The following is a 26,126-nucleotide window of genomic DNA, read 5'->3' as shown; positions in this document are numbered from 1 at the left end:
ACGTCCAGACTCGCCCTCGCTATAGCCCTCAAATCGCATAAAGACCATGAAGCCCAAATCCCCCCGCGTGGCCGTCCGCGCCGTGATCCTGCATGATGACAAACTGCTGCTGGTGAATGCGTGGCCCAACGGGCGCAGCGCCCTCATGTGCGCGCCGGGCGGTGGCGTGAACGCAGGCCAAAGCCTGCCCTGCGCCCTGATGCGAGAGATGAAGGAAGAAACGGGATTGGATGTGACAGTCCTAGAGCCCTGCCTGATCAACGAGTTCCACGATCCGAACTCGGGCTTTCATCAGGTCGAGGTGTTCTTTCGCTGCACAATTGAGGACGCGACACTGGACCCCGCGTGGCAGGATCCAGAGGGCGTCGTCACCCAGCGCCGCTGGGTCACACGCGAAGAAATCAATGATCTAGAGGTCAAACCCAGCAGTCTTGCCGCTGTGGCTTGGGGCGAGACGGGGCTCAGCTACGACCCGCTCGAGCCCATCCGGAACTAAGCGACAGGGCCACACCGCCCAAAACCAGCGCCCCTGACAGGATCAGCCGCAGGCTCGGTACCTCGGCCAGCAGCAACGCCCCCATGCCAGCGGCAATCACAGGCACAGTCAGTTGCGCCACAGCCGCGCGGCTGGCCCCAAGCTGCGGCACCAACCGATACCACAGCGCATACCCCATGCCAGAGGTCACAGCCCCCGAAATCACCGCCAGAACAGTGCCCATCGGGGTCAACCCGCCGCCTATGACGGCCCAAGCCAGCACACCGAGCGGCGCAGCCAACAAGAAATTCGCAGCCGTGCCAGCGACCGCATCCGGTTCAGACTTGCCTGCCAGAGAATAAAAGCCCCATGCCACGCCCGCGATTGCCATAGAGGCCGCTGGCCACAGGGGTACGGCCCCCTCGCCTGGGCTCAGCAGCCAAACCAAGCCGCCGAACGCCAAAAGCCCGCCAACCCAACGTTGCACGGGCATCTGCTCTTTGGCCGCAACGGCCGCCGCAAACATGGTGATCTGGACCATCCCGAACAGGATCAAGGCCCCAAGCCCCGCATCCAACGCGCCATAGGCCAACGAAAACCCGACCGCATAGGCCAACAGCGCCAGAACCCCGATCCCCCGCCTTCGCCCCTTAAAAACAAGGGGCGCGCGGGTCAAAAGCACCAGCACCGCAGCACCTGACACCAGCCGAACGGCGGCAAAGGCCATCGGCGCCATACCCGCCCCATCCACCGCCATGCGGTTCAGGATCGAGTTCGCGGCAAAGGCGATCATGGTGAGGGTTGTCAAAACAATCAGCTGCATAGAAACACCCTATGCAAGTTTCAGGCCGACCGACATGACACTTTGGATCAATATGGCGCGATCCCGCCCATCCGCCGCCAAGGTACACGCGACCCGCACAATCCCCCGATGTCCAACCGCACGGCCCTTCATATCCGCTAAACTGTGGCCCGCACCGCGCCGTTGATAGAGTACGGCCTTTGCATTGGGCGGCACCACATCACGCAGCGCGGATCTGTTCAGCACACCTTAGCTTCCAAAGGCCTTCGGATATTCCAGCGCCACGGCCCCTTTCAAGGGGCCCGTCCCCGCCACCAACGTATGATCAGCGCTATAGGGGGTTGTTAATTCGACGTCTGTTACAGGTGAAAAGCCACAGTTTTTATAAAAATCGACGTCACCCAACACACAAATCGACGACTTGGACGCCTCGGCCCACGCGACCAGCTGCTTCACCATCCGCCGTCCGTGCCCGCGCCCCTGCCAGTCGGGATCAATGGCCACAGGCGCCAAACAAAGCCAGCCTTTGGGCCCCTTCATCGCGCTCAGCGCATAGTATCCGACGACACCGCCCTCGAACGGCAGCACCATCTCGCCGGCCATTGCCCCCGACTTGCGCAATGCCAATACCAGTTGCGCCTCGTCTGCACCGCCAAAGGCGCGTCGCAGCAGCCCATCTACAGCCTCTTCTTCTCCGCGCCGCATCTCGCGCACAAATTCCGGCATCTTCAGCACAGGCCTGCCCTCTTCTTTTTGCAAAAATACTCACGGCACCACGATAACCACAGGCACACCGCAAAAGAAAAGGGCGCCCCGCAGGACGCCCTTCCCTCAATCCAATTGGATCGGCAGATTACATCATGCCGCCCATGCCGCCCATGTCGGGCATTGCAGGTGCTGCGCCTTCTTTGGCGGGCTTGTCTGCAACCATTGCTTCGGTGGTGACCAGCAGACCAGCAACCGATGCCGCATCTTCCAGAGCGGTACGGGTGACTTTCGCGGGGTCAATGACACCAAAGCCGAACATGTCGCCGTATTCGTCGGTCTGCGCGTTGTAGCCGAACTTCAGATCTTCGCTTTCGCGGATCTTGCCAGCAACAACCGAACCGTCGACGCCTGCGTTCTCAGCGATCTGGCGCAGGGGTGCTTCCAGAGCCTTGCGTACGATTGCGATACCAGCGTTCTGGTCAGCGTTTGCGCCTTCCAGACCTGCCAGCGACTTGCCGCCCTGAACCAGAGCAACACCACCGCCAACAACGATGCCTTCCTGAACAGCCGCGCGAGTTGCGTTCAGTGCGTCATCCACGCGGTCCTTACGCTCTTTCACTTCGACTTCGGTCATGCCGCCGACGCGGATCACAGCAACACCGCCTGCCAGTTTGGCAACGCGCTCTTGCAGCTTCTCACGGTCGTAGTCCGACGAGGTTTCTTCGATCTGGTTGCGGATCTGGCCAACGCGGGCTTCGATCTCGGCTTTGTCGCCTGCGCCGTCAACGATGGTGGTCTCGTCTTTGGAGATCGAGACTTTCTTGGCGGTGCCAAGCATGTCCATGGTGACGCCTTCCAGCTTCATGCCCAGGTCTTCGCTGATGACCTGACCGCCGGTCAGGATAGCGATGTCCTGCAGCATGGCCTTGCGGCGATCGCCGAAGCCAGGTGCTTTAACAGCAGCAATTTTCAGGCCGCCGCGCAGTTTGTTGACAACCAGAGTTGCCAGCGCTTCGCCTTCGACGTCCTCTGCGATGATCAGCAGGGGCTTCTGCGACTGGATGACCTGCTCGAGCAGGGGAACCATCGGCTGCAGCGACGACAGTTTCTTCTCGTGCAGCAGGATGAGGCAGTCTTCCAGCTCGGCAATCATCTTGTCCGAGTTGGTGACAAAGTAGGGCGACAGGTAGCCGCGGTCGAACTGCATGCCTTCGACGACATCGGTCTCGGTTTCCAGACCTTTGTTCTCTTCGACGGTGATCACGCCTTCGTTGCCGACTTTCTGCATCGCGTCTGCGATCTGACGGCCGATTTCTGCTTCGCCGTTGGCCGAGATGGTGCCAACCTGAGCAACTTCGTCGGTGCCTTCAACAGGGCGTGCCGCTGCTTTGATCGCTTCGACGACTTTGGCGGTTGCCAGGTCGATGCCGCGCTTCAGGTCCATGGGGTTCATGCCCGCTGCAACAGCTTTCATGCCCTCTTTGACGATGGCCTGAGCCAGAACGGTCGCGGTGGTGGTGCCGTCGCCTGCTTCGTCGTTGGTGCGCGAAGCAACTTCTTTCACCATCTGGGCGCCCATGTTCTCGAACTTGTCTTCCAGCTCGATCTCTTTGGCAACCGAAACACCGTCTTTGGTGATGCGGGGCGCGCCGAAGGATTTCTCCAGTACGACGTTACGGCCTTTGGGGCCCAGAGTTACTTTTACAGCGTCTGCCAGGATGTTCACACCCTTGAGCATACGGTTACGGGCGTCGGTATCAAACTTGACGTCTTTAGCAGCCATTGTGCTTTTCCTCGTCTGAATTGGGTTGCGTTAAGAAAGACGGTCTCAGGCGATAACGCCGAGAATGTCGCTTTCTTTCATGATCAGCAGCTCTTGACCGTCGACGGTCACTTCGGTGCCGGACCACTTGCCGAACAGAACGCGGTCGCCGGATTTCACGTCCAGCTCGACGCGTGCGCCTTTGTCATCACGGGCGCCTGCGCCAACTGCGACAACTTCACCCTCTGCGGGCTTCTCTTTCGCGCTATCGGGAATGATCAGGCCGCCAGCGGTTTTTTCTTCGCTCTCTACGCGACGGACCAGAACACGGTCGTGAAGCGGGGTAAATGCCATCTCTGAGGCTCCTTGGCTCAAAGTTAAATTCCTGTTGGTTCCTCGGCAGGACCGAGGGCGTTATCACTCTGTCGTGTCGAGTGCTAACGACGCGAAGCTAGGTATCGCCTCTTTGAGTGTCAAGCATTCTGTGTGCAGATTTTTTCGGAAAAATTTCGCCGCGGAAGACGGGACAAATATCCATTATTTTGCCATATGTTACGCAGCCGCAACCCGGACCGGAGATCCCATGTTACGCCTGATTGCCTTTGTCTTTCTGAGTCTTCTTCATGCTTTTCCGGCACTTGCCGCTTGCGGCGCTGGCCCCGACCTAGAGCAGTTCCTGACCCCCGCGGAAAAGGATGCAATCGCAGCAATCGAGGATGAGACCGCTAACAGCACGGGCACACTCTGGCAGGCCACGCGGGACGGGCGCAGCGTCTATATCGTCGGCACCATGCACTTGCCTGATCCCCGTCACAGCGTCGCCATGGCCGCCCTGCGCCCGATTCTGCGCGAGGTCGACGCTCTGTATCTAGAGACCGCCTCGGACGGTGCAGCCCAGATGCAGAGCCAGATCGCCAGCGATCCCAGCATGATCTTTGCCGCCGATGCGGGCACCCCCACCCTGCCAGAGCTTCTGGACGACGCCACATGGCAGCAACTGCGCGACGCGATGGCCGCGCGCGGCTTCCCTGCCCCGCTGACCGCCAAGATGCGCCCGTGGTATGTGTCGATGATGCTGTCGATCCCGCCCTGCGCCATGGACACCATGACCTCTGTCGTTGGCGGTCTGGACAAAATGGTCGAACGCGCGGCGCTCGCCTTGGACAAACCCGTCCGCAGCCTAGAGGACTGGCAAACCATCTTCTCGACCTTTTCCGAAATCCCCTACCAAGAGCAGCTGGATATCATGGCCCTGTCGATCATGCCGGACGAGGTGTCAGAGGCCGCCTTTACCGCTACCCTCGACGCCTATTTTGACGAACGCCACGCGCGGTCATGGGGCCTGTCCGAAGTCCTGAGCCACCGCATCCCCGGCCTGACCGCCGAACAGATCGAGGCCGAGTCCGCCCGCATGCAGGATCTGCTGCTCGACCGCCGCAACCAGAACTGGCTGCCGGTGATTCTCGACGCGGTTCAAGACGAGGATATCCTTGTCGCCGTGGGCGCTGCGCATCTGATCGGGGAAAACGGCCTTGTTGCTTTGCTGGAAAACGCTGGTTTCGCGCTAACACGCCTGCCCTTGTGACATCCTGTCCTTTCGGCCTGCGTGACACGGGGGCAGATGCTTTTTATAAGGCGCGCTACAGTTCAATCCGCCAAGGGACATTTCAATGACCACACTCGTTTTCGGCCACAAGGCACCTGACACCGACTCGACCGGCTCCCCGATCATCTGGTCTTGGTACCTGAACGAAATCAAAGGCACCCCCGCCAAGCCCGTCCTCCTTGGCGAGCCCAACACCGAAGCGGCATTCGTTCTGGAACGCTGGAGCCTCGAGAAGCCCGAGATCATCTCGGACGTTGCGGCTGACACCCCTGTTGTGATCGTCGACACCAACAACCCCGCCGAGCTGCCAGCCGACATTAATGCGGCTGACATTCGTGCGATCATCGACCACCACAAGCTGGTTGGCGGTCTGGAAACCAAAGGCCCGATCGACATCCGCATCGAGCCTGTCGCCTGCACCGCGACCATCATGTACAAGATGATCGGCGACGATCTGGCTCAGGCCCCCACCGGCATCAAAGGCGCGATGCTGTCGTGCATCCTGTCCGACACGCTGGAATTCCGTTCGCCCACCACCACCCAAGAGGACAAAGCCATCGCCTATGCGCTGGCCAAAGATCTGGGTGTGGACATCACCGAATACGCGGCGGAAATGTTTGCTGCGAAATCGGACGTCTCGGCCTTCTCCGACGCGGAACTGATCCGCATGGACTCCAAAGAGTACGAAGTCGAGGGCAAGAAATTCCGCGTCTCGGTTCTGGAAACCACCGCGCCCCAGATCCCGCTGGACCGCAAGGACAGCCTGATGGAATCCTTCAAGACCGTCGAAGCCGAAGATGGCGTTGATCAGGTTCTGCTGTTCGTCGTGGACATCATCAAAGAAGAAGCCACCCTGCTGGTCCCCAACGATCTGGTCAAAACCGTCGCCGAGAAAAGCTTTGGCGCGACCGTGGACGGCGACACCGTTGTCCTGCCCGGCATCATGAGCCGCAAAAAACAGATCATCCCGAACCTCAAGCTCTGATCTGCCGCTCCGGCATCCGAACACCACAAAGGGCAGGCCATCCGGTTTGCCCTTTTGCTTTGACCTTAGGCCGCGCCCACGCCCTTGCGAAACACGGTGTAGACAAAGGTCAGCATCGACAGCAGCGTCAGCACCGACCCCAACTTGGCCAGCACCTCGCCCGACTGGGTCAGCGCCATCACAATACCCGGGATCAGCACCACAACAGCCGCCAGCGTCAGCAGATAGTGCACCTTGGCCAATCCCGTGCGCGCCGCGGGTGTCACCGCGTAATACAGCCCGTAGACCGTCATGATCACGAACCCGATCAGGTTCAGGTGCCCATGGGCGGGCGACAGGCTATGGTCCTGCGTGGCGGACATCTGAATGCCCCAGACCATCCCGATCACCGCAAAGATTGCGCCTGTGCCGACAAAAAGTGTTGCGATGCCTTTCATGCGCTGGCTCCTTCCATCTCTGCCTGTATCGCGGCCAAGGGCGGCCCCGTGAACGTCATGTGATACCGCGCGCCCGCCTCGATCACCTGTTCGATCTGCGCAGGGATCGCGAACTGCCCCTCTGCCATCTCGGCAAAGAACCCTTCGAACCCACCAGGCGTCAGGATCACCAGATGGCGGCTCGGCCGGTCGCCAACCACGCGGAACGTGTGCGGCGCGCCACGTGGCACGAACACCGTCTCACCGGGCCCTGCTCGCGTAATCTGGCCGTTCAAAATAAAATCTCACTCGCCCGTCAGCATGACAAAAGTCTCGTCCGCATCTTCGTGCACATGCAGGGGCGGGCCAGAGTCCACAGGGGACACACTGTCGACAATCGACATGGCGCCGCCCGACGCCGCCTTGGATAAAATGGTTTTGTAATAGGTGCCCATCCATTCGATGGCCCCCTCTCCCAATTCAGGATGGGTCATCGCTCCTCCTCCAAAAGGTCTGGATTTCAAAGGGAAACGAAAGCGCTCTCGTTGAACATAGATTACAGGTATCGTGCGTATATCTATAATCGATTGTTCATATACGGACTATTTGCGTGATCAATTTTGCAACCTTGGACCTGAACCTTTTGCGGATTCTGGACGCCCTGTTGATCGAAGGCTCCACCACCCGCGCCGGACAGCGCGTCGGCCTGTCCCAACCCGCGATCTCTGCCGCCCTCGGGCGGTTGCGCCACGCCTTGAACGATGATCTCTTCCTGCGGCGCGGGAACCGGCTGGACCCGACCGAATATGCCCGCCAGATCGAAGAGCCCCTGCGCCTTGCCCTCGAACAACTTGAAAGCGCCCTGACGGGCCCCCTGCAATTCGACCCGACTGTGGCCACCGACACCTTCAAACTGTCGGGCAGCGACTTCTTTGCCGAAATGCTGATGCCCCGCCTCGCGGACACGGTCTATCGCCGCGCGCCCTATATGCGGGTCCAACTGGTGGATCTGGTCCCCGACAGCTACGTCGACACCCTAGAGCGCTATAGCGTCGACGCCGCGCTGATCCCCGACACCGATGTCCCCGACTGGATCGAAAAGCGACCCCTCTTTCTGTCGGGCTGGGCTGTGGTGGCCCGCACGGGCAATCGGCGGCTGGCCTCGCTGGGCCTGCAATCGGGCGATACCATCCCCATCGACACCTTCTGCGACATGGGCCACGTACTCTTTTCCCCCGAAGGCAACCTGCGCGCCATGGGCGATGCCGCCTTGTCCAAGGTCGGCCGCGAGCGCCGTGTTGTGATGACCATGCCCGTCTTCTCGGGCGTCTACCGCGCGGTCAGCGAATCCGAACTGATTGCGATCCTGCCGATCCAACTGGCCCAAGCCGTCGCGCCCTACGCGGGCCTGACCGTCTACAAAGCGCCGATCGAGATTCCCACCGTCCAGATCGTCATGATCTGGCACAGGCGCTACAGCAATTCCCCTGCCCATGTGTGGGTGCGCGATCTGATCGCCGAACTGCTGGCTCCCTTGGACGCCATGCACTGGTAGGGTTTGTCGCATCGCCCGCAGGGCACCGTCTGCCTAGGGTCGCCTCATTGACCCCAAAGGACTTTGCCATGGCCACCCTGCCCCCGAATGCCGAACTGCTGGCCCCGCGTGATCGGCTGAACTACTTCGACGCCCAGTCCCGAGCCCTGCCCCAAGACATGACCGCGCTTCAGGCGTGGAATGCCCTGATGGCGCGACCCCTGCCGCTGATGGGACTCGCTTTCAAAATCCGAGACAAGATTTCCAGCCTCTTCGGCGTCAAACAGATCGGCGGCTTTTCCGGCGACCGCAAAGACACCGTTCAGACCGGCGACCATCTGGACTTCTTTCTGGTCGAGGACGCTCGTCCCGACCGCCTGCTCCTGACCGAGCGGGATCGCCATCTGGACGTCCTGACCTGCGTCGCGGTCCACAATCGCCGCCTCTGGATCGTAAGTTCGGTCGTCACCCACAATTTGTTTGGCCGTGCGTATATGCTGCCCGTCGCGGTCGCGCACCGGATCATTGTGCGCGCAATGCTGAACCGCATGCCCGCTCCGGACAAATTCGTCACATAAAGAAAGCACTTTGACCTTAGTTGGGAACGGATTACCCACGTCATGACGTTTGCCATACGCAAACCAGACGTAAACCAGACCCTGAATAAGGTGCCCCAATGACCCGCATCATCGAGTCCCTCGCCGAGATCTCAAACAACTACGACGCCCTGTTCTGCGACCTGTGGGGCTGCGTTCATGACGGGGTCAAAGGCCTGCCAGACGCGATCGAAGCCCTGCGTGCCTTCCGCGCCAATGGCGGCAAGGTCGTTCTGCTGACCAACAGCCCGCGCCCCCGAAAAGGCGTTGAAAAACAGCTTCTTGAGCAGTTTGACGTGCCCGCTGACTGTTGGGACACCATCGCGACCAGCGGCGACAGCGCCCGTGCCGCCATGCTGACCGGCGCCGTCGGGGAAAAGGTCTACCATATCGGCACCCCCGCCGATGAGCCCTTCTTCGAGCCATTGCACTTGATCAAAGATCCCGTGGAAATTCAAAGGGTTGAACTAGACGAGGCCGAGGGCATCATCTGCACCGGCCCCTTTGATGCCAAGGCCGACCCCGACACGTTGCGCCCCCAACTTCTGCTGGCCAAGCAAAAGGGCCTGAAGCTGCTCTGCGCGAACCCCGACATCGTTGTGGACCGCGGCGAGGTCCGCGAATGGTGCGCGGGCGCGGTGGCAAAGCTTTATACAGAAATGGGTGGTGAAAGTCTGTACTTCGGCAAACCCCATCCGCCGATCTACGATCTGGCCCGCCGCCGTCTGTCCGAAGTCGACGCCAGCATCAATGACAACGCGATTCTGGCAGTGGGTGATGGCATCCACACCGACATCCAAGGCGCCATCGGCGAAGGCATCGATTCGCTATTCATCACAGGCGGTTTGGCCCGCGATATTACCAAAACGTCGCATCAGCCCGACGAAGAAGCCCTAACCTCTTATCTTAACGAGGAAAAATCGAACCCAACCTACGCAATCGGGTTCTTACGCTAAGGCAAACAGGTGTCACGGGGCTTGATTTTCTGCGCACGCAAAGTAATAAAGTTGCCAAGTCGTAGCTTACTGGTGCCAGAAAATTACCCCTTCAACCTTGGCATCCAGATCGGAGGACCCGAATGTTGGATAACCTGCCCCGTGGAACCATCTGCATCGAAGACATCGAGATGGGCATGACCCGTCACCTGCACAAAGTGGTGACGGACCGTGACATCGAACTCTTTGCCGAGGTGTCCACCGACCGGAACCCCGTGCACCTTGATGATGAATACGCCAACGACACCATCTTCGAAGGGCGCATCGCCCACGGGATGCTGACCGCCGGTCTGGTGTCTGCCGTGATTGGCGAACAGCTGCCCGGACACGGCACCGTTTATTTGGGCCAGACCCTTAAATTCTTGGGCCCTGTCCGCCCCGGCGACATGGTCAAAGCGCAGGTCACCGTCACCGGAATTGACCACGCCAAGCGCCGCGTGACCTTGGATTGTGTGTGCGAAATCGACGGCAAGCCTGTGCTCAAGGGCGAGGCAAAAGTGCTCGCACCCAGCCGCAAGTTCGACTGAGCCTTGCGTCCCCGCATAAGGGGCGCTAACTGCCCTTTATGCGCATCATTCGCGATCATCAGTACATCGCACCGGAAAACAAAGGTGCCAGCGTCGCCATCGGGAATTTCGATGGCGTTCATTTGGGGCACCAAGCGGTTATCGACTTGGCCCGCGCCGGTGCACAGCGTCTGAACGCCCCCTTGGGCGTCATGACCTTTGAACCCCACCCCCGACAGTTCTTTGCGCCCGACAGCGCCCCGTTCCGCCTGATGAGCGCCGAGGCGCGCGCGGCACGCTTGGACAAACTGGGGGTCGAGGTCCTGTATGAGTTGCCCTTCAACGGCCCGCTTGCCGGCCTGAGCGCCGAAGCCTTTGCCCATGACGTGATCAAGGGGCTGGGCCTGTGCCATGTGGTCGTGGGCAACGATTTCCAATTCGGCAAGGGCCGTAGTGGCACCGCCGCAGACTTGGCCCGCATGGGCGCTGAAATGGGGTTCGACGTGACAATCGCCGATATGATCCAAGGCTCTCAGGGCCGTGTGTCCTCGACCGCAATCCGTCAGGCTCTGGCCGACGGTGATCCCCGCCACGCCGCTGAAATGCTGGGGCACTGGCACCGTATCGACGGCCCCGTGATCAGCGGCGAACAGCGTGGCCGCGATCTGGGCTATCCCACCGCGAATATGTCCGTGGATGGCCTGCACCTGCCCAAACTCGGCGTTTATGCCGTGCTGGTCGAGGTCAAAGAAGGCCCCCACAAGGGCAACTACCATGGGGTTGCGTCCCTTGGCGTGCGTCCGATGTTCGGGGAAAACACCCCCAACCTCGAGACTTTTATCTTTGATTTCCAAGGGGATCTCTACGGCACGCACCTGTCGGTCGGGCTCGTGGACTACCTGCGACCAGAGTTGAAGTTCGACGGGCTCGAAGCCCTGATCACCCAAATGGATGCGGACAGCGCCAAGGCGCGCGAAATCCTGGCCGCCCTATGAAAGATCCGATCGACCGCAAGAAAATCCGCTCCCGCTTTTGGGAACGCTTTGCACTGGACAAGCTGACCGACACGGAATGGGAAGCCCTGTGCGACGGCTGCGGCAAGTGCTGCCTGAACAAGCTCGAAGATCCGGACACAGGTGAAGTGGCCCTGACGAAGGTTGCCTGCCGCCTTCTGGACGATCAGACCTGCCGCTGCAGTCAGTACCCGATCCGCCACCAGTTCGTGCCCGAATGCATAGTGCTGAAACCGGACACGCTGGACCAGCACGCCTACTGGATGCCCGAGACCTGCGCATACCGCCTGCTCTGGCAAAAGAAGCCCTTGCCCGAATGGCACCCCTTGCTGACCGGAACACCGCAATCGGTTCACGACGCAGGTGTGTCGGTGCAGGGCTGGACAGTCCCCGAATTCGAGATCGATGAAGAGGACTGGGAAGACTATATTATCGAGGAGCCCACCTGATGTACCTAGCCTCTGACAACACCGGCCCCATCCATCCCCAAATCATGGAGGCGCTGGCAGAGGCCAATCAGGGCTACGCGCTTCCCTACGGCAACGACCCTTACACCGCCCGCGCGATCACCGCGATCAGAGAGCTGTTCGAAGCCCCGCAGGCCGAAATTTTCTTTGTGCCCACCGGCACCTCTGGCAACGCACTGGCCCTGTCGACCCTGTGCCAACCCTACGAGTCCGTGCTCTGTACCGCTGCCGCCCATATCCACGAGGATGAATGCGGCGCGCCAGAGTTCTACGGCGTGGGCAAGACCTATCTGGTGGGCGAAGGCGATCTGATGGACCCTGACGCCCTTGGCGCGTTGATAACCGACCTGAACGAAGGCGGCGTCCACTCGGCCCAACCCGGCGCAGTCAGCATCACCTCGGTCACCGAGCGGGGACAGCTCTATGAACTGGACCGGATCGAGTCGCTGGCCACCATCGCGCATGCAGCGGGCCTGCCCTTGCATCTGGACGGCGCACGCTTCGCTAACGCCTGCGCAGCGCTGGAGGTGTCCGCGGCGGAAATGACGTGGCAGTCGGGCGTGGACGTTGTGACCTTTGGCGGGACCAAAGCGGGCTGCATGGGCGTCGAGGCTGTCATCTTCTTTAACCCCGATCGCGCCCGAGGCTTTGCCGCACGGCGCAAGCGCGCGGGACATCTGTTCTCGAAGAACCGCTTTTTGGCAGCGCAAATGCTGGGTTTTGTGCGCAACGACTTGTGGCTGCAGCTGGGGGCCGCCGCGAATGCACGCGGTCAATATCTGGCCGAAGCGCTTTGCATGGATGCCCGCATCCAATGGCCCTATGCCCCGCGCGCCAACATGCTGTTCCCCAAACTGCCGCGAAGCGTGTTGCAGGGGCTTGGCGCGGCGGGTGTCGCCTTTAACCACTGGGGCAACCGAGACCACGGGGCTCCGGACGAGATGCTGCTAACCCGCTTTGTGTGCGACTGGTCCGTGCCCTATGAAGAGCTGGACAAGTTTCTGGCTGTGCTGAAAGCCAGCTAAAGCACGTTTCCCCGCCGATGGTTTGGCGTCGATGTGCCAAAGCTCCGGCGGGGGTATTTATGCCAAGATGAAGAGCGTCAGCTCAGGACACCCTCGCGGCGGAATAGAGCGCGGAGGTCGGCTTTGGGGCGCGGTCCCATGTGGCCGATGACTTCGCGGGCGGCGATACAGCCCATGCGGCCAGAGGTGGCCAGCGTCGCGCCTGTAGCAAGGCCGAACAGGAAGCCTGCGGCGAACTGATCGCCTGCTCCGGTTGCATCGACCGGGGTGACCTTTTCCACCGGGACATCCACACGGGTGTCGCCCTGCAGAATGCTAACGCCATCGCCAGAGCGGGTGCAGACCACCAGTGGGTTCTTGGCCGCGACGCGCTGGAGCGCGGTGTCCAGTTCTTCGTCTTCGTACAGAGCTTTGATTTCCGCTTCGTTGCCGATCACGAAGTCGAGCTCGCCGATCAGGCGCTGGAAATCCTCGCGGTGGCGGTTCACGCAGAAGGGGTCAGAGATCGCGATGCCCGCTTTGCCGCCCGCTGCCTGACAGAGTTTGGCCGCGCGCTGGAACGCTTCTTTGCCCTTGGGTTTGTCGAACAGGTAGCCTTCGAGGAACAGGTATTCGGTGTCCGAGACAATCGCTTCGTCTACGTCCTCGGGGCCGACTTCGGCAGAGATGCCGAGATAGGTGTTCATCGACCGCTCACCATCGGGCGAGACAAAGATCATGCTGCGCGAGGTAGGCAGCTCGCCACCTTCGACCGGGGCGTTGACGAAATCGGTGCCGCCCGTTTCCATTTCCTGCGCATAGAACCGGCCCAGAGCGTCATCGCGCACACGGCCGATAAAGGCCGCCCGCAGGCCCAGTTTACCCGCCCCTGCGATGGTATTTGCGACCGAGCCCCCGGGGGCCTGAGTGCGCTCTTTCATGGAGGCGTACAGCAGTTCGGCGCGCTCGCGCTCGACCAGGGTCATGATGCCCTTTTCGATGTCCATCATCTCGAGGAAGGTGTCGTCGGACTGGGTCAGCACATCGACGATCGCGTTGCCGATGCCGACAATCTGGTATTTTTTCACGGGTCAGTTCCTTTGGGTCAGAGGACCTTGTCCTCGAATTGGCAGAGGTCTCGGATGATGCAGTTGCCGCATTTGGGCTTGCGCGCCACGCAGACGTAGCGGCCGTGCAGGATCATCCAGTGATGGGCGTGCTGCTGGAAATCGACGGGCACGTTATCCTCGATCGCGCGCTCTACGGCGACCACATCCTTGCCCGGGGCGATGCCGCTACGGTTGCCCAAACGGTAGATGTGCGTGTCCACCGCCTGAGCCGGATAATGCCACCACATGTTCAGCACCACGTTTGCAGTCTTGCGCCCCACGCCCGGCAGGCTCTCCAGCGCGGCGCGGGAATTGGGAACCTCGCCGCCGTACTGGTCCACCAGAATGCGGCTGAGCTTGATGACGTTTTTGGCCTTGTTGCGGAACAGACCGATGGTCTTGATGTGGTCGATCAGGGCCTCTTCGCCTAAATCCAGCATCTTTTGCGGGGTGTCGGCGATTTCGAACAATTTGGCCGTCGCTTTGTTCACGCCAGCGTCCGTGGCCTGCGCCGACAGCGCAACGGCCACCACCAACGTGTAAGCGTTAACGTGGTTCAGCTCGCCCTTGGGTTCAGCTTCGGCTGCCTGAAAGCGCGAGAATATCTCGCGCATTGTCATGTAATCGAGTTGTTTGGCCATGCTTCCTCATGCCCCGAGAATTTCGTTTGCGCAACATTCGGGTCGCCCGCTGATGCACATTCATGGCACAGATGGCCTGAGATCGACAGGAGGCAACTTGGTGGACAGCTCTTATCACTACGACGCCATGCGCAGGGCGATTGATCTGATCGACAGCGCCGACGGCCCCTTGACCCTAGAGGGACTGGCCGAGCGGATGGACATGAGCCCCGCACACTTCCAGCGGCTGTTTTCAGCGTGGGTCGGCATATCGCCCAAACGCTATCAGCAGTACCTGCAACTGGGTCAGGCCAAACGGATGCTGTCAGAGCGCATGACGACACTGGCGGTCGCGGACGAGATCGGCCTGTCCGGGTCCAGCCGTCTGCATGATCTCTTCGTCCGGTGGGAGGCCATGAGCCCCGGTGATTTCGCCCGTGGTGGCGAGGGGCTGGTGATTGAATGGGACTGGTTCGACAGCCCCTTTGGCGCCGCGCTGGTCATGGCGACAGAGCGCGGTATTTGCGGGCTGGCTTTCGGGTCCGAGATGGGGCGCGACGTGGCATTTGACGACTTGGCGAAACGCTGGCCAAAGGCGCAGTTTGTCCAATCAGGCGAACGCATCGCCCCATTATTCGAAGCCGCCATGGCAGGCAGAGGAGAGACGCGGCTGCACATGATCGGCGCGCCTTTTCAGATCAAGGTCTGGGAGGCTTTGCTAAACATCCCCGAAGGCCACGTCACCACCTACTCGGAAATCGCCACCCGCGTTGGATCACCCAAAGCCGTCCGCGCTGTGGGCACCGCCGTGGGCCGGAACCCTGTCAGCTATCTGATCCCTTGCCACCGCGCCCTGCGCAAAAGCGGCGAGCTGGGGGGCTATCACTGGGGCCTGCCCGTCAAACGCGCCATGTTGGCTTACGAGTCCGCGCGGACTGACGCAAATATAGCGGAAAAGTGACGGGCAAAGGCTTGCCTAAACACCTTCATGAAACTTTCCTGCGGCTCTGGCATTAGGATATAGACAGATCAAAAGGGCGTATCGCCCGTGAAGGAAGAGGCACTGCCATGAAGAACCGCATTATTATCGCAACCGCAATGACCGCTCTGATGGGCTTGTCGGCATGTACCGATCCCGCCTACCTGAACAGCGGTGGCGGCTATCAGGACCCCAATGCCCGTGCCAAGCAAGGCGCGCTGGCGGGCGCGGCGATCGGTGGTCTGGCGGGTGCGATCACCGGCGGCGACGACCGTTCGGACAAACTGCGCGGTGCAGCCATCGGCGCGGCACTGGGTGCCGGCGCGGGTGCCATCATCGGCAACCAGCTGGACAAGCAGGCGGCTGAACTGCGCAACAGCATGAACAACAGCGCGATTGACGTGACCAACACCGGTGACCGTCTAGTTGTGACCATGCCCCAGAGCATCCTGTTCGCAACCGACAGCACTGCCGTCAGCGGCGCACTGCGTGGCGATCTGGCCGCTCTGGCGAACAACCTGAACAGCTACCCCAACTCGCGCGTGCAGGTCATCGGTCACACCGACAACGTGGGTGACGCAGGCTACAACCAAGACCTGTCGCAGCGCCGCGCCTCGGCCGTCGCGGACGTCCTGTTCCAAAACGGCGTGTCCTACAGCCGCGTGTCGACCATTGGCCGTGGCGAAGATGCACCGATCGCAACCAACCTCACCCCCGAGGGCCGCTCAGCGAACCGCCGCGTCGAAATCGTCATCATCCCGAACAACTGATAGGCTACTTCGCCTGTCGAATTTCAAAGCGCCCGGCCAATTTGGTCGGGCGTTTTTGCGTTGATCTCCGCCTGTGCATCAGTGCGCCGAACCCCTGCGAAAATTGATCTGGAGCGGCGCGTCACTCGGCCTATGTATAGGGAGAAACGTATTTTAATTCAGAGGCTTCCCAATGTCCGATTCCACAATTCTTTTGCTGTCCGGCTCTCTGCGCAAGGGCTCTTACAACCGTATGCTTTTGGCCGAGGCCAAGCGCGTTTATGGCGATGCGACCTTCCTTGAAGGTGACCTGAAGCTGCCCCTCTATGATGGGGACGACGAAGAGGCGAACGGCGTGCCAGGCGCCGTCACGACGCTGGCTGATCAGATCGCACAGGCCGATGCGGTCATCCTGTCCTCGCCCGAATACAACAAAGGGATCACTGGCGTACTGAAGAACGCGCTCGACTGGCTGAGCCGCACCAAGACAAATCCGCTTGCCGATAAACCGGTGCTGGTGATGTCCGCGAACATGGGCCGCACGGGCGGCGAGTCTGGCCAACTGATGACCCGCACCTGCTTGGTTCCCCACCAAGCCCGCGTCATCCCTGGTCCCCTGCTGACCATCGCCCAAGCGCATGAAGCGTTCGACGACGATGGGCACTTGAAGAACGAGATGTCACAGAAGATGCTGTCGGGGCTGATTGATCGCCTGAAAAAGGAAATCGCCCTTGGCTAACGCCACCACCCTGACCGATATTATGGACCCCGCCCGCGCTCAGGCGCTGGCGGTGAGTCTGGGGATGCCCGACATTGCGGACACCATGCCGCCCTTCTTTCACCAGATCTACTTCTGGGATCCGGTTGAGAACGCGGGGCTTGGGCGTGATGGGCATCCCAAAGTCGGACAGGGCATTATGCCTGACATGGGACTGCCGCGTCGGATGTGGGCAGGCGGGCGGCTCGAGTTCCACACGCCGGTACGTCTTGGGCAGATAGCCGAGAAAACATCAGCGGTAGACAAGACCGCGCATAAAGAGGGGCGCTCTGGACCTTTAGGGTTTGTCACCCTCCGACACGACATCCACCAGAATAACAAGATTTGTGTCACAGAGTATCAGGATATCGTCTACCTGAATGACCCTGCGCCGGACGCGCGTCCGGCGACACCGCCGATGGCGCGCAATGACGGCGAGATCCTGCTTGAACGCAGTTTCTCTAGCACCGATCTGTTTCGCTATTCGGCGCTGACCTTCAACGGCCACCGTATTCACTATGATCTCGACTACTGCCGAGAGGTGGAGGGCTACGATGGGCTTGTGGTTCACGGCCCGCTGTTGGCGCAAATGCTGATGCTGCTGGCCGAGCGCGCTCTTGGTCCCCTGACATCATTTGAGTTCCGCGCCACGGCCCCTGCCCTGCATGGTGAACACATCGCCTTTTGCCTTGGGACCGACGGCGCAATGTGGGTAAGCGGACCAGACGGACGCCAATGCATGCAAGCCGTAGCCCGCATCTAGGCCAGCAAGAAGTTCAAAAGCTTGCCATTGCGGTCCAGCGCATCAATCACGTCAAAATGGTGCCGCCCATCCGCAATCTCGAGCCCACAGTCCCAAACCCGCGCGAGCTTGGCCGCTTGTTCGATAAACGCAGGGCGCTCTGCTCCGCCAACCCAGACAGTGACAGGCACATCCGGCTTGGCCAAGGCGACGGGACTCTCTCGCAGAGCTTCATCCGCATCAACCCGTAGGATCTCGTTCATTGAGGTATGCATCAGTGGCTCTAGATCCGCCACGGGCGAAATCGGAACGACCCGCCGGATACGGTGCATGACACTCGCAGGTAGCAAACCCGCTGCGGCGCGCGCCACCAGATGCCCGCCCGCACTATGTCCTGTCAGAACCAGCGGTCCTTTTGACGTCTCGGCTATTTGGGTGATGACTGATGCAATCTCCGCCCCGATCTCGGCAATGCGCGCTTCGGGACATAGGGTGTAGCTTGGCATCACCACGGCCCACCCCCGCGCTACAGCGCCAGACGCCAGATGCGACCACGTGGATTTGTCGAAGGCCTTCCAATAGCCGCCGTGGACAAAAATCAGCGTGCCCTGCACCGGACCGTCGGGCAAAAACAGATCGTACTTCTGACGCGCGCCCGCGCCATAGGGCCGATCCAGCCGCGACAAACCCGAATGTGAAATCCGAAACGCCTCTGCCTGCGCATTCCATCGCGCGGGAAAGGAACTTCCGTCCGGAATAAACGCTGTGTTCTCGTATGCACGATCCAAGTTCATACCTGACACTCCTGTTCGCTGGACAACTGTAGCGAGGCCTGCTTCTTCTATGCCAGCGGAAAATGAAAATGAATGCCAACGGAGGCTCTTATGACCACATCGCCCCTCTCCGAACTTCTGGCGGATCCCAGCCTGATTGCCACCCAAGCCTATCTGGCCGGTGACTGGGTGGACGGCGCAGGCGGTCAATTCGAAGTGACCAACCCCGCCACCGGCGAAGTGCTGGCGATGGTCGCCGACGTGACCCGCGAACAAACCGCCGAAGCCGTCGAAAAAGGCCGCCTCGCCCAAAAGGAATGGGCCGCCCGCACCGCAAAGGACCGCTCGAACGTCATGCGCGCGTGGTTCAATCTGATCATGGAAAACCAAGAAGACTTGGCCAAGATCATGACCGCCGAACAGGGTAAGCCCTTGGCCGAGGCGCGCGGCGAAATCAGTTATGGTGCCAGCTTCATCGAATTCTACGCCGAAGAGGCCAAGCGCATTCTGGGTGAGATCATTCCCGGCCACCAGCCGGACAAGCGCATCCACGTGCTCAAGCAGCCCATCGGTGTCGTCGGCTCGATCACCCCTTGGAATTTCCCCACTGCGATGATCACCCGCAAGTGCGGCCCCGCCATCGCAGCGGGCTGTTCGTTCGTTGCGCGCCCCGCCTCGGAAACCCCGCTGTCGGCGCTGGCTCTGGCGGTATTGGCCGAACGTGCGGGCCTGCCCAAGGGCATCCTGTCGATTCTGCCAGCCTCGGACGCCGCTGGCATCGGTCAGGAATTCTGCGAGAACCCGAGCGTACGCAAGCTGACCTTTACTGGCTCGACCGGCGTGGGCCGTATTCTGCTGCGTCAGGCCGCCGATCAGGTCATGAAGTGCAGCATGGAGCTTGGGGGCAACGCGCCCTTTATCGTCTTTGACGACGCCGATCTGGATGCCGCAGTCGAGGGCGCGATCGCCTGCAAGTTCCGCAACAACGGCCAGACCTGCGTCTGCGCGAACCGCATCTATGTGCAGGACGGCGTGTACGACGCCTTTGCCGAGAAGCTGCGCGCCAAGGTCGCCGCGATGAAAGTTGGCAATGGCCTAGAAGACGGCACTGATCTGGGCCCACTGATTACCGAGAAGGCCGTGGAAAAGGTCGAAGACCACCTGCAGGACGCAGTGTCCAAGGGCGCGACCGTGATCCTTGGGGGCAAGCCCCACGAAAAGGGTGGCACCTTCTACGAGCCGACCATCGTGACTGGCGTGACTCAGGACATGAAGGTCTCGAAAGAGGAAACCTTTGGCCCCTTCGCACCCCTCTTCCGCTTTGGCGATGTGGATGACGTGATCGAAATGGCGAACGACACCGTCTTTGGCCTCGCCGCGTATTTCTACGCCAAGGACCTGAGCCGCGTGCACAAGGTTTCCGAGGCGTTGGAATATGGCATCGTGGGCGTGAACACAGGCATTATCTCGACCGAGCAAGCCCCCTTTGGCGGCGTCAAACAGTCTGGTCTGGGCCGCGAGGGCAGCCACCACGGCATCGAGGAATATCTCGAGCTGAAATACGTCTGCCTGTCGGTCTAACCCAGCAGGCGCGGCACCTCTGAGGCCAATAGATCAAAGACCAGCCGGATCTTTCGGCTGGTCTGCAGCTCTTTGTGAGCGACTAGCCAGACGGGATAGGCGATCGGCTCCAGTCCGCAATCCACCCGCGCCATGTCTCGCGTTGAGTCCCCAAGCCACACCGGAACGATCCCCACGCCGAGCCCTTGCTTGGCCATTTCCCAATGCACCAGATGATCGCTGGTTTGATACGGGAAGTTCTGCGCTGTCACCCCCAGCCCCATTTCGTTCAGGCCACCGATCAACCGGTCGTTATGCTCCATCCCGATGAAGTTGGCGCGCTGCAGGTTGCCTTCGTCCCGCAGGTCCCCCAGCTTTTCCGCGTAATCCTCGGTCGAGAAGAGGTATCCGTAATCCTCGGCAATTTTGCGAGCGATCAGCGTGTCGCCCTCCGGCGGCGCATTTCGAAGGGCGATGTCCGCCTCGCGGCGTTGCAGATCCGAAATGTCGTTCTTGGCCACGATCTCGACCGTCAAATCAGGCGCTTTTTGGCGGATCAGCGGCAAGATGGGCGGCAGCAGATAAGCCGCGTAAATCTCGCTGGCGGTGATGCGGATTGTGCCCTCAATGGACTGGGATTTGCCCGTGGCGGTCAAGGACAGACTGCCCGCAGCTTCGGCCATCGCGCGGACATGGGCCAGCAGGCTGTCACCCGATTCGGTTAACTCCAGCCCACGCCCGACACGGTCGAACAAGGCAATCCCCAACTCGTCCTCGAGCGCAGCCACCTGACGGCCCAAAGTCGGCTGCGTCATCCCCAAAGCGCGGGCGGCAGCAGACAAAGAGCCCTCTTCTGCGGTGACCAAAAACGCCCTTGCGTGGTTCCAGTCAAATTTTACGCGGGTCCAATCCATGCGAATCTGTATATGTCCGGTCTGAATTTCGATAATTTTTTAATGGACCGATTCTGGTTAATTTCGACTAAAGATCACACCATTCAGGACATTCTCAGATGAAATCAGTTTCGTACAAATCGTACGGGGCGCCGGATGTATTGCGGCTAGAGCTGCGTCCGACCCCCAAACCCAAGGCCAAAGAGCTTCAGATCCGCGTCCATGCCAGCGCTGTGACCACTGCCGATTGGCGTCTGCGCGCGTCGGATTTCCCCGGTGGGCTGTGGATCATCGGAAGATTGATGTTCGGTCTATTCCGTCCTCGCAAGCCTATCCTCGGGATGACCTTTGCCGGCGAAGTCACCGAAGTCGGCGCAGGCGTGACCAAATTCAAAGTTGGCCAGCGGGTCTATGGATCGTCGGGCGGCGGGGCCCACGCCGAGTACCTGACCATTGCCGAAGACCGCGCCGTCGCCGAGATGCCGGAATCGCTGGAATACTCGGACGCGGCAGCCGTCCCGTTTGGGGGGCTCTGCGCATTGGAATTCCTGCGCGATGTGGCAGACCTGAAGCAGGGGCAGCGCATCCTGATCATCGGGGCCACAGGCGGCGTGGGGGCATATGCAATCCAGATCGCCAAGGCCAAGGGCGCCCATGTCACGGCCGTGTGCGGCGGCACCAGCGAAGAGTTGGCCCAGACTTTGGGGGCAGACGCGGTGGTGAACTACCACGACACAGATCCCCTGACTGGCAAAGACACCTACGACGTGGTTTTCGACTGTGTGGGCGCCAGTTCGTTCCCCAAGGCGCGCAAGGTTCTGAAGCCAACGGGGCTGTATATCCCCTTGAATTTTGGCATCAGGGAGGTGTGGCAACTGGCCATGCAATCGAAAACAGGCGGCAAGCGGATGAAGCTGCACGTTAACGGTGACAAACCAGAGAACTTGCAGGAGCTCACCACGATGATGTCCGAGGGAACGCTCAAGCCCGTGGTAGACAGGGTCTACGACCTGATCGACGTGTTCGAGGCCCATAGCCGCGTCCAGACGCGCCACGCGCGCGGGACTGTAGTGTTGTCACTGGGCTAAACAGCAAAAGGGCCCGGCAGTGCGCCGAGCCCTCTGTCATTCACCCTGAAGGAGCGGTCACGCGTTGGCGTGACCTTCGATCGACTGGCCAGCGGGCTTGGTCGATGCGATCTCGATGCGGCGCGGTTTCAGCGCCTCGGGGATTTCCCGCTTCAGGTCGATGTGCAGCATCCCGTCGGTGTGGGTCGCGCCAACGACGCGGACATGATCCGCCAGATGGAAGCGGCGCTCGAACGCACGGGTTGCGATACCGCGATGCAGGTAGGTGCGCGGGGTCTCTTCGTCGCTCTTGCGAGCCGAGACGACCAGCGCCTTTTCCTTGACCTCGACGCTCAGATCCTCTGCGCCAAAACCGGCAACAGCGATCGAGATGCGGTAGGCATCGTCGGCAGTTTTTTCGATGTTATATGGGGGGTAGGTCGGCTGCGGGGCGTCATTCGCCAGAACCCGGTCCATCAGGTCCGCAATTTGGTCAAAACCGACAGTGGCCCGATATAGGGGGGCCAGATCAAAGTTACGCATGTCATCCTCCGTAAAGCGATAACTGTGTTGCTGTGCCTTCCGTCATGGACAGGCAGGGGTGGGCGTGAACCCCATCATGGGCATTCACAAAACACAATTTGGGGAGGCCTGATCAGGCTTTCAAGAGGGTCAGGGGCGAATGAATTTCGCGCCTGTCCCATTGGTGTGCGAGTTCTGTCCGACAATCACATGGCGCGGCCCCTTGGCCCCCATAGTGTTGCGGACGTTGTCCATCTCTAGCTCTGCCCGCAACTCGCGGTAGGCCAGCGACAGGTCCGATCCCAGCGCAACGGGTTCGCCGTTTACCTCGGCCTTGGCCGCCACTACAGACACGATTTTAGCGCCATAGGGAGTGATCTGGAAAATCGGCGCGCCAGAGGACCCAAAGTCGACTTGGCATGACAGGACGATCACACCATCCTGCACAGACAGGACATTGCAGATCTCTTGCAGCGACGGCGCCTCGGCGCGGTCATAGGCATAGGACACCACTCCGACTTCTGCGCCGCGGTGGGGCAGAGGGCCGGTTGGGAACGGCGTCACCTGCGTGTTGCGGATCGGCTGTACCAACTCCAGCAAAGCCAGATCCAGACGCACACGCTCTGCCCCTTCGGAGCGGTCATAGCGATAGGACGGATGGGTCACGGCACGGCGGATCCCACGGTAGGCCAAGGCGCGTCCATTGCGCCAGCCTGCCAGAAATTCGATCTGGTCCAACTCGACCCGTTGGCCGGTTTCCTTGTCGAACAAGCAATGCGCAGCAGTGAGCACGAGATCGGGCGCAACCAAGGCACCGGTACAGAAGCCCTTGCCGCCAATATCCAGACGACCGACCCCCTCCCAGCCACGGCTGTCGACGCCCGTGTCTAGACGTCTGAGTTCAGATTCCTCTGCCGACGCAGCGGACATTCCCAAACACAGTGCGATTGCTGCCAGTATGAAGCGCAAACCGAACCTCCACTTACACTCATGCCTCGCAATAATCTCAGGATGAGGCAAAAGTAGGGCGGATTAAACCAAAATCGGGACTTCTCCGGGGCGCACCCCACCCATGGCACGTGGCATGGGTCCGCCGGTTGCCCAATCCAGAAGCTCGACACTGTGAACAATCGGCGTCTTTGTGCCGGAGCCAATCTGCATCATGCACCCGATATTGCCCGCCGCAATGACATCGGGATTCTTGGCTTCAAGCGTCCGGACCTTTCTTTCCTTCAGCTTACCAGAGATTTCGGGCTGCATCAGATTGTACGTCCCTGCACTACCGCAGCACAGATACGGGTCTGCAGGTTCAACGATTTGGAAACCAACCTTTTTCAGCAGATCCTTGGGCGCAGCCTTGATTTGTTGCCCATGCTGCAAAGAGCATGCGGCGTGGTAGGCGACTGTTAAGCCCTTGTCTTCTCCAGCGGGGATATCCAGCTTGAGCAGGAGTTCGCTAACATCCATCGCCAAGGCGGAAATCTGCTCGGCGTCGGCGGAAAGTTCACTGTTTCTGAACATGTGCCAATAGTCTTTGACAGTGGTGCCACACCCGCTGGTATTGATCACAATTGCGTCTAGACCGCCTTGCTGAATCTCGCGCGTCCATGCGCGGATATTCGCCGCTGCCGCATCGTGGCTGTCGTTTTCACGCCCCATGTGATGCGTGAGAGCGCCGCAGCAGCCTGCACCTTCGGCGATCACAACCTCACATCCGAAGCGTCTGAGCAAACGTATAGTTGCATCATTGATGTCTGTGTTCAGCGCTTTCTGCGCGCAGCCGGTCATAAGTGCAACACGCATCCGCTTGGGCGCAGCTGGTGCAAAGGTCTGCGGACGATCATTGGCACTGACGGGGGGGACCTGTTTCGGCGCCATCTCCAACATCGCCTTCAGGCGCGGGTCTGGCACCAACCCCTTGAATGGGCGTCCCATCTTCGCCAGCCACAGCGCGAACCGGAATCGCGAAGGGTACGGCAGGATCTGCGCCAGCATCCAGCGCAGGGCGCGGTCGTGCCACGGGCGTGTGTAGTTCTTTTCGATGTACGCACGCGCATGGTCGACCAGATGCATGTAGTGCACGCCCGACGGACATGTGGTCATGCAAGCGAGACAACTCAGGCAGCGGTCCACGTGGCGCACGGTTTTTTCGTCCGGCACGCGGTTGTTTTCCAGCATATCCTTGATCAGATAGATGCGGCCACGGGGGCTATCCAGTTCGTCCCCCAGCACCTGATAGGTCGGGCAGGTTGCTGTACAAAACCCACAGTGTACGCAGGTCCGCAGGACCTCGTTTGCGCGCTTGGTGCCTGGGTCCTGAAGCTGTTCGTCGGTGAAAAAAGTCTGCATCAGTTGGCTCCCATCAATCCAGGGTTGAAAATCCCCTTGGGATCAAATTTCGCGCGCAAGCCTTCGGCCAATCGCGCATTGACGGGCGTTTCCGGATGAAAGCGCGCTTGCCCTACCCCCCGTACCAAAGTCGCGTGACCAGCCACACCCAACTGCGATCTCACATCCGATCCCTCGGGCACCACAGCCCAGATCAAGCCGCCCCCCCAATCCATCTGAGCTTTGGTCGCGTTGATCGCCCTTAAAACCTCGGGCCCGTCAGACGGCTTCACTGAGATTCGCCATAGATCGCCCTTGGCCCCGACAAACCCCGTCAGATCGCGCACATAGCCCCAACCGACGGTCACACGGTCTGTATTTGTTTCGACGCGCACATCTCCGAACCGGCCGAGCATCTCCTTCAGCTTGCCGGTCCGGTAGTCCACTTGCGCGCCGAAGCCCTCGACCCGCACCATGGTCACTGGCGTGCCGTCCATTCCTTCGGTCAAATGCGCCGCGCCGGTCACGTCATAGGGCGACCCCAGCGCCGCCGACATCGCAGCAACGGCGTCATCAGGCGACAGACCATCAATCAGAACGCAGCCCTGCGCTTCTGGCAAAGGCAGAACCTTCATCGACACTTCAGTCATTACACCCAATGTGCCGTGCGCGCCCGCCATCAGTTTGACCAGATCATAGCCGGTCACGTTCTTCATCACGCGACCACCATTTTTAACTGCGGTGCCAAGGCCATCCACATAGCGCACACCCAGCAGAAAATCGCGGCAGGCGCCCGCTTGGATGCGGCGCGGCCCACTCACGTTCATCGCAACCACACCGCCAATCGTGGGCGCCCCATCAGTGCCGAGCACAGCGCGTAAATCCGCAGGCTCGAAAGCCAACCGCTGCCCTTCGGCGGCAAGTGTCGCTTCAATCTCACCGAGCGCCGTGCCCGCCTTCACCACCAGCGTCAGCGCGCCTGGTTCGTATAGCGAGATGCCATTCAGTCCAGAAGTCTCAATGACATCCGTGCCCTGCGGCACGATCCCAGCAGTCCCGCCTCCGCGAATCCACACGGGCGCATCCCGCCCTGCAATCAGTTCGGCCAACTCGGCCTCTGTCTCAGGTCGCATATTCATCTTTGTCCAAATACTCTCG

Annotated in this window: 32 protein-coding genes; 16 read left to right on the top strand and 16 right to left on the bottom strand. The window is 60.5% G+C overall.

Annotated features, from left to right (window positions below; translation table 11 throughout):
- Positions 1-46: 46 nt before the first annotated feature.
- Positions 47-496, top strand: a complete 450-nt coding sequence (locus tag BM225_RS13410) for an NUDIX domain-containing protein (RefSeq protein WP_072704957.1) — start codon at positions 47-49, stop codon at positions 494-496.
- On the opposite strand, the gene BM225_RS13405 is transcribed toward BM225_RS13410, so the two are convergent.
- The 5 genes from BM225_RS13405 to groES all read right to left on the bottom strand — a co-directional run bounded on the left by BM225_RS13405 (position 462) and on the right by groES (position 4,101).
- Complete coding sequence (locus tag BM225_RS13405; RefSeq protein ID WP_072704954.1) at positions 462-1,298, bottom strand: DMT family transporter; 837 nt, start codon at positions 1,296-1,298, stop codon at positions 462-464. The two genes, BM225_RS13410 and BM225_RS13405, sit on opposite strands and share 35 nt — an antisense overlap.
- A 9-nt stretch (positions 1,299-1,307) precedes the next feature.
- Positions 1,308-1,523: a hypothetical protein gene (locus BM225_RS21610; RefSeq protein ID WP_143095390.1), complete on the bottom strand. Its 216-nt coding sequence runs from the start codon at positions 1,521-1,523 to the stop codon at positions 1,308-1,310.
- A gap of 3 nt (positions 1,524-1,526) precedes the next feature.
- Positions 1,527-2,003, bottom strand: a complete 477-nt coding sequence (locus BM225_RS13400) for a GNAT family N-acetyltransferase (RefSeq protein ID WP_072705384.1) — start codon at positions 2,001-2,003, stop codon at positions 1,527-1,529.
- Between the two features lie 127 nt (positions 2,004-2,130).
- Entirely contained in the window at positions 2,131-3,768 is a 1,638-nt protein-coding gene (groL, locus tag BM225_RS13395; protein ID WP_072704951.1) for a chaperonin GroEL, read from the bottom strand.
- Positions 3,769-3,813: 45 nt separating this feature from the next.
- Positions 3,814-4,101 carry a co-chaperone GroES gene (groES, locus tag BM225_RS13390; protein ID WP_072704948.1) on the bottom strand — a complete coding sequence of 96 codons (288 nt, stop codon included), beginning with the start codon at positions 4,099-4,101 and terminating at the stop codon, positions 3,814-3,816.
- A 229-nt stretch (positions 4,102-4,330) separates the two neighbouring features.
- On the opposite strand from groES, the gene BM225_RS13385 reads away from it, so the two are divergent.
- Together BM225_RS13385 and BM225_RS13380 are read left to right on the top strand one after the other, a co-directional pair.
- Positions 4,331-5,332: a TraB/GumN family protein gene (locus tag BM225_RS13385; protein ID WP_092464801.1), complete on the top strand. Its 1,002-nt coding sequence runs from the start codon at positions 4,331-4,333 to the stop codon at positions 5,330-5,332.
- Positions 5,333-5,417: 85 nt separating this feature from the next.
- Positions 5,418-6,338 carry a manganese-dependent inorganic pyrophosphatase gene (locus tag BM225_RS13380; protein ID WP_072704942.1) on the top strand — a complete coding sequence of 307 codons (921 nt, stop codon included), beginning with the start codon at positions 5,418-5,420 and terminating at the stop codon, positions 6,336-6,338.
- Positions 6,339-6,403: 65 nt separating this feature from the next.
- On the opposite strand, the gene BM225_RS13375 is transcribed toward BM225_RS13380, so the two are convergent.
- The 3 genes from BM225_RS13375 to BM225_RS22165 are packed head-to-tail and all read right to left on the bottom strand — an operon-like array spanning position 6,404 to position 7,248.
- Positions 6,404-6,775, bottom strand: a complete 372-nt coding sequence (locus BM225_RS13375; RefSeq protein WP_072704940.1) for a hypothetical protein — start codon at positions 6,773-6,775, stop codon at positions 6,404-6,406.
- Positions 6,772-7,050 carry a cupin domain-containing protein gene (locus BM225_RS22170; RefSeq protein WP_245780494.1) on the bottom strand — a complete coding sequence of 93 codons (279 nt, stop codon included), beginning with the start codon at positions 7,048-7,050 and terminating at the stop codon, positions 6,772-6,774. The genes BM225_RS13375 and BM225_RS22170 overlap by 4 nt, the downstream gene beginning before the upstream one ends.
- Before the next feature lie 9 nt (positions 7,051-7,059).
- Positions 7,060-7,248 (bottom strand): cupin domain-containing protein, encoded by a 189-nt coding sequence (locus tag BM225_RS22165; protein ID WP_245780493.1) that lies wholly within the window; start codon positions 7,246-7,248, stop codon positions 7,060-7,062.
- 116 nt (positions 7,249-7,364) lie between these two features.
- Between BM225_RS22165 and BM225_RS13365 the strand changes: the two genes are divergently transcribed.
- The 7 genes from BM225_RS13365 to BM225_RS13335 all read left to right on the top strand — a co-directional run bounded on the left by BM225_RS13365 (position 7,365) and on the right by BM225_RS13335 (position 12,890).
- The gene (locus BM225_RS13365) at positions 7,365-8,309 is read left to right on the top strand and encodes a LysR family transcriptional regulator (protein ID WP_338060994.1); all 945 of its coding nucleotides are present in this window, start codon (positions 7,365-7,367) and stop codon (positions 8,307-8,309) included.
- Positions 8,310-8,377: 68 nt separating this feature from the next.
- A complete protein-coding gene (locus BM225_RS13360; protein ID WP_072704937.1) occupies positions 8,378-8,866 on the top strand; it encodes a DUF2867 domain-containing protein in 489 nt (162 codons plus the stop codon).
- 98 nt (positions 8,867-8,964) lie between these two features.
- Positions 8,965-9,840, top strand: coding sequence for a TIGR01459 family HAD-type hydrolase (locus BM225_RS13355; RefSeq protein WP_072704934.1), 876 nt, complete (start codon positions 8,965-8,967; stop codon positions 9,838-9,840).
- 122 nt (positions 9,841-9,962) lie between these two features.
- Positions 9,963-10,406 (top strand): MaoC family dehydratase, encoded by a 444-nt coding sequence (locus BM225_RS13350; protein WP_072704931.1) that lies wholly within the window; start codon positions 9,963-9,965, stop codon positions 10,404-10,406.
- A gap of 38 nt (positions 10,407-10,444) precedes the next feature.
- Positions 10,445-11,380: a bifunctional riboflavin kinase/FAD synthetase gene (locus tag BM225_RS13345; protein WP_072704928.1), complete on the top strand. Its 936-nt coding sequence runs from the start codon at positions 10,445-10,447 to the stop codon at positions 11,378-11,380.
- Positions 11,377-11,847 carry a YcgN family cysteine cluster protein gene (locus BM225_RS13340; protein WP_072704925.1) on the top strand — a complete coding sequence of 157 codons (471 nt, stop codon included), beginning with the start codon at positions 11,377-11,379 and terminating at the stop codon, positions 11,845-11,847. Before BM225_RS13345 ends, BM225_RS13340 begins: the two co-directional genes overlap by 4 nt.
- Positions 11,847-12,890 carry a threonine aldolase family protein gene (locus tag BM225_RS13335; protein ID WP_072704921.1) on the top strand — a complete coding sequence of 348 codons (1,044 nt, stop codon included), beginning with the start codon at positions 11,847-11,849 and terminating at the stop codon, positions 12,888-12,890. The genes BM225_RS13340 and BM225_RS13335 overlap by 1 nt, the downstream gene beginning before the upstream one ends.
- A gap of 77 nt (positions 12,891-12,967) precedes the next feature.
- Here BM225_RS13335 and BM225_RS13330 read toward each other — a convergent pair whose 3' ends face one another.
- On the bottom strand, positions 12,968-13,957 hold the full coding sequence (locus BM225_RS13330; RefSeq protein WP_072704916.1) for an adenosine kinase: 990 nt from the start codon (positions 13,955-13,957) through the stop codon (positions 12,968-12,970).
- Positions 13,958-13,974: 17 nt separating this feature from the next.
- Complete coding sequence (nth, locus tag BM225_RS13325; RefSeq protein WP_072704912.1) at positions 13,975-14,619, bottom strand: endonuclease III; 645 nt, start codon at positions 14,617-14,619, stop codon at positions 13,975-13,977.
- 127 nt (positions 14,620-14,746) lie between these two features.
- Here nth and BM225_RS13320 point away from each other — a divergent pair, with 127 nt between their 5' ends.
- The 4 genes from BM225_RS13320 to BM225_RS13305 all read left to right on the top strand — a co-directional run bounded on the left by BM225_RS13320 (position 14,747) and on the right by BM225_RS13305 (position 17,846).
- Positions 14,747-15,559 (top strand): methylated-DNA--[protein]-cysteine S-methyltransferase, encoded by an 813-nt coding sequence (locus BM225_RS13320; protein ID WP_245780500.1) that lies wholly within the window; start codon positions 14,747-14,749, stop codon positions 15,557-15,559.
- A gap of 107 nt (positions 15,560-15,666) precedes the next feature.
- A complete protein-coding gene (locus tag BM225_RS13315) occupies positions 15,667-16,347 on the top strand; it encodes a YiaD family glycine zipper/OmpA-like lipoprotein (RefSeq protein ID WP_072704906.1) in 681 nt (226 codons plus the stop codon).
- A 172-nt stretch (positions 16,348-16,519) separates the two neighbouring features.
- The gene (locus BM225_RS13310) at positions 16,520-17,065 is read left to right on the top strand and encodes an NADPH-dependent FMN reductase (RefSeq protein ID WP_072704903.1); all 546 of its coding nucleotides are present in this window, start codon (positions 16,520-16,522) and stop codon (positions 17,063-17,065) included.
- A gap of 22 nt (positions 17,066-17,087) precedes the next feature.
- A complete protein-coding gene (locus tag BM225_RS13305; RefSeq protein ID WP_072705380.1) occupies positions 17,088-17,846 on the top strand; it encodes an HTD2 family dehydratase in 759 nt (252 codons plus the stop codon).
- On the opposite strand, the gene BM225_RS13300 is transcribed toward BM225_RS13305, so the two are convergent.
- Positions 17,843-18,619, bottom strand: coding sequence for an alpha/beta hydrolase (locus BM225_RS13300; RefSeq protein ID WP_072704900.1), 777 nt, complete (start codon positions 18,617-18,619; stop codon positions 17,843-17,845). The two genes, BM225_RS13305 and BM225_RS13300, sit on opposite strands and share 4 nt — an antisense overlap.
- Before the next feature lie 90 nt (positions 18,620-18,709).
- On the opposite strand from BM225_RS13300, the gene BM225_RS13295 reads away from it, so the two are divergent.
- A complete protein-coding gene (locus BM225_RS13295) occupies positions 18,710-20,179 on the top strand; it encodes an NAD-dependent succinate-semialdehyde dehydrogenase (RefSeq protein WP_072704898.1) in 1,470 nt (489 codons plus the stop codon).
- On the opposite strand, the gene BM225_RS13290 is transcribed toward BM225_RS13295, so the two are convergent.
- The gene (locus BM225_RS13290; RefSeq protein ID WP_177218627.1) at positions 20,176-21,072 is read right to left on the bottom strand and encodes a LysR family transcriptional regulator; all 897 of its coding nucleotides are present in this window, start codon (positions 21,070-21,072) and stop codon (positions 20,176-20,178) included. The two genes, BM225_RS13295 and BM225_RS13290, sit on opposite strands and share 4 nt — an antisense overlap.
- A gap of 98 nt (positions 21,073-21,170) precedes the next feature.
- On the opposite strand from BM225_RS13290, the gene BM225_RS13285 reads away from it, so the two are divergent.
- Positions 21,171-22,139, top strand: a complete 969-nt coding sequence (locus BM225_RS13285) for an NAD(P)-dependent alcohol dehydrogenase (RefSeq protein WP_072704892.1) — start codon at positions 21,171-21,173, stop codon at positions 22,137-22,139.
- A 57-nt stretch (positions 22,140-22,196) separates the two neighbouring features.
- On the opposite strand, the gene BM225_RS13280 is transcribed toward BM225_RS13285, so the two are convergent.
- The 4 genes from BM225_RS13280 to BM225_RS13265 form a co-directional block, all read right to left on the bottom strand.
- A complete protein-coding gene (locus tag BM225_RS13280; RefSeq protein ID WP_072704890.1) occupies positions 22,197-22,661 on the bottom strand; it encodes an Hsp20 family protein in 465 nt (154 codons plus the stop codon).
- Between the two features lie 129 nt (positions 22,662-22,790).
- Complete coding sequence (locus BM225_RS13275) at positions 22,791-23,570, bottom strand: trypsin-like serine peptidase (protein ID WP_083595603.1); 780 nt, start codon at positions 23,568-23,570, stop codon at positions 22,791-22,793.
- A gap of 102 nt (positions 23,571-23,672) precedes the next feature.
- Positions 23,673-24,989 (bottom strand): glycolate oxidase subunit GlcF, encoded by a 1,317-nt coding sequence (gene glcF, locus BM225_RS13270; RefSeq protein WP_072704887.1) that lies wholly within the window; start codon positions 24,987-24,989, stop codon positions 23,673-23,675.
- On the bottom strand, positions 24,989-26,101 hold the full coding sequence (locus BM225_RS13265) for an FAD-binding protein (RefSeq protein WP_072704884.1): 1,113 nt from the start codon (positions 26,099-26,101) through the stop codon (positions 24,989-24,991). Before BM225_RS13265 ends, glcF begins: the two co-directional genes overlap by 1 nt.
- Positions 26,102-26,126 lie beyond the last annotated feature (25 nt).

The organism is Donghicola eburneus, from assembly GCF_900115865.1.
GTDB classification, from domain to species: Bacteria; Pseudomonadota; Alphaproteobacteria; order Rhodobacterales; family Rhodobacteraceae; genus Donghicola; species Donghicola eburneus.
Note: the sequence above shows the minus strand (reverse complement) of the source record. Positions and strands in the feature narration are given on the sequence as shown.

Excerpts from the sequence above, each read along its gene's own strand:
- groES (WP_072704948.1), bottom strand. The coding sequence starts at position 4,101 with ATGGCATTTACCCCGCTTCACGACCGTGTTCTGGTCCGTCGCGTAGAG.
- BM225_RS13310 (WP_072704903.1), top strand. The coding sequence starts at position 16,520 with ATGTCCGATTCCACAATTCTTTTGCTGTCCGGCTCTCTGCGCAAGGGC.
- BM225_RS13345 (WP_072704928.1), top strand. The coding sequence starts at position 10,445 with ATGCGCATCATTCGCGATCATCAGTACATCGCACCGGAAAACAAAGGT.
- BM225_RS13320 (WP_245780500.1), top strand. The coding sequence starts at position 14,747 with ATGCGCAGGGCGATTGATCTGATCGACAGCGCCGACGGCCCCTTGACC.
- BM225_RS22165 (WP_245780493.1), bottom strand. The coding sequence starts at position 7,248 with ATGACCCATCCTGAATTGGGAGAGGGGGCCATCGAATGGATGGGCACC.
- glcF (WP_072704887.1), bottom strand. The coding sequence starts at position 24,989 with ATGCAGACTTTTTTCACCGACGAACAGCTTCAGGACCCAGGCACCAAG.
- BM225_RS13280 (WP_072704890.1), bottom strand. The coding sequence starts at position 22,661 with ATGCGTAACTTTGATCTGGCCCCCCTATATCGGGCCACTGTCGGTTTT.
- BM225_RS13335 (WP_072704921.1), top strand. The coding sequence starts at position 11,847 with ATGTACCTAGCCTCTGACAACACCGGCCCCATCCATCCCCAAATCATG.
- BM225_RS13400 (WP_072705384.1), bottom strand. The coding sequence starts at position 2,003 with ATGCCGGAATTTGTGCGCGAGATGCGGCGCGGAGAAGAAGAGGCTGTA.
- BM225_RS13340 (WP_072704925.1), top strand. The coding sequence starts at position 11,377 with ATGAAAGATCCGATCGACCGCAAGAAAATCCGCTCCCGCTTTTGGGAA.
- BM225_RS13265 (WP_072704884.1), bottom strand. The coding sequence starts at position 26,101 with ATGCGACCTGAGACAGAGGCCGAGTTGGCCGAACTGATTGCAGGGCGG.
- BM225_RS13295 (WP_072704898.1), top strand. The coding sequence starts at position 18,710 with ATGACCACATCGCCCCTCTCCGAACTTCTGGCGGATCCCAGCCTGATT.
- BM225_RS13355 (WP_072704934.1), top strand. The coding sequence starts at position 8,965 with ATGACCCGCATCATCGAGTCCCTCGCCGAGATCTCAAACAACTACGAC.
- nth (WP_072704912.1), bottom strand. The coding sequence starts at position 14,619 with ATGGCCAAACAACTCGATTACATGACAATGCGCGAGATATTCTCGCGC.
- BM225_RS13405 (WP_072704954.1), bottom strand. The coding sequence starts at position 1,298 with ATGCAGCTGATTGTTTTGACAACCCTCACCATGATCGCCTTTGCCGCG.
- BM225_RS13275 (WP_083595603.1), bottom strand. The coding sequence starts at position 23,570 with ATGTCCGCTGCGTCGGCAGAGGAATCTGAACTCAGACGTCTAGACACG.
- BM225_RS13350 (WP_072704931.1), top strand. The coding sequence starts at position 9,963 with ATGTTGGATAACCTGCCCCGTGGAACCATCTGCATCGAAGACATCGAG.
- BM225_RS13315 (WP_072704906.1), top strand. The coding sequence starts at position 15,667 with ATGAAGAACCGCATTATTATCGCAACCGCAATGACCGCTCTGATGGGC.
- BM225_RS13285 (WP_072704892.1), top strand. The coding sequence starts at position 21,171 with ATGAAATCAGTTTCGTACAAATCGTACGGGGCGCCGGATGTATTGCGG.
- BM225_RS13380 (WP_072704942.1), top strand. The coding sequence starts at position 5,418 with ATGACCACACTCGTTTTCGGCCACAAGGCACCTGACACCGACTCGACC.
- BM225_RS13375 (WP_072704940.1), bottom strand. The coding sequence starts at position 6,775 with ATGAAAGGCATCGCAACACTTTTTGTCGGCACAGGCGCAATCTTTGCG.
- groL (WP_072704951.1), bottom strand. The coding sequence starts at position 3,768 with ATGGCTGCTAAAGACGTCAAGTTTGATACCGACGCCCGTAACCGTATG.
- BM225_RS13305 (WP_072705380.1), top strand. The coding sequence starts at position 17,088 with ATGGACCCCGCCCGCGCTCAGGCGCTGGCGGTGAGTCTGGGGATGCCC.
- BM225_RS13290 (WP_177218627.1), bottom strand. The coding sequence starts at position 21,072 with ATGGATTGGACCCGCGTAAAATTTGACTGGAACCACGCAAGGGCGTTT.
- BM225_RS13410 (WP_072704957.1), top strand. The coding sequence starts at position 47 with ATGAAGCCCAAATCCCCCCGCGTGGCCGTCCGCGCCGTGATCCTGCAT.
- BM225_RS13385 (WP_092464801.1), top strand. The coding sequence starts at position 4,331 with ATGTTACGCCTGATTGCCTTTGTCTTTCTGAGTCTTCTTCATGCTTTT.
- BM225_RS13360 (WP_072704937.1), top strand. The coding sequence starts at position 8,378 with ATGGCCACCCTGCCCCCGAATGCCGAACTGCTGGCCCCGCGTGATCGG.
- BM225_RS13300 (WP_072704900.1), bottom strand. The coding sequence starts at position 18,619 with ATGAACTTGGATCGTGCATACGAGAACACAGCGTTTATTCCGGACGGA.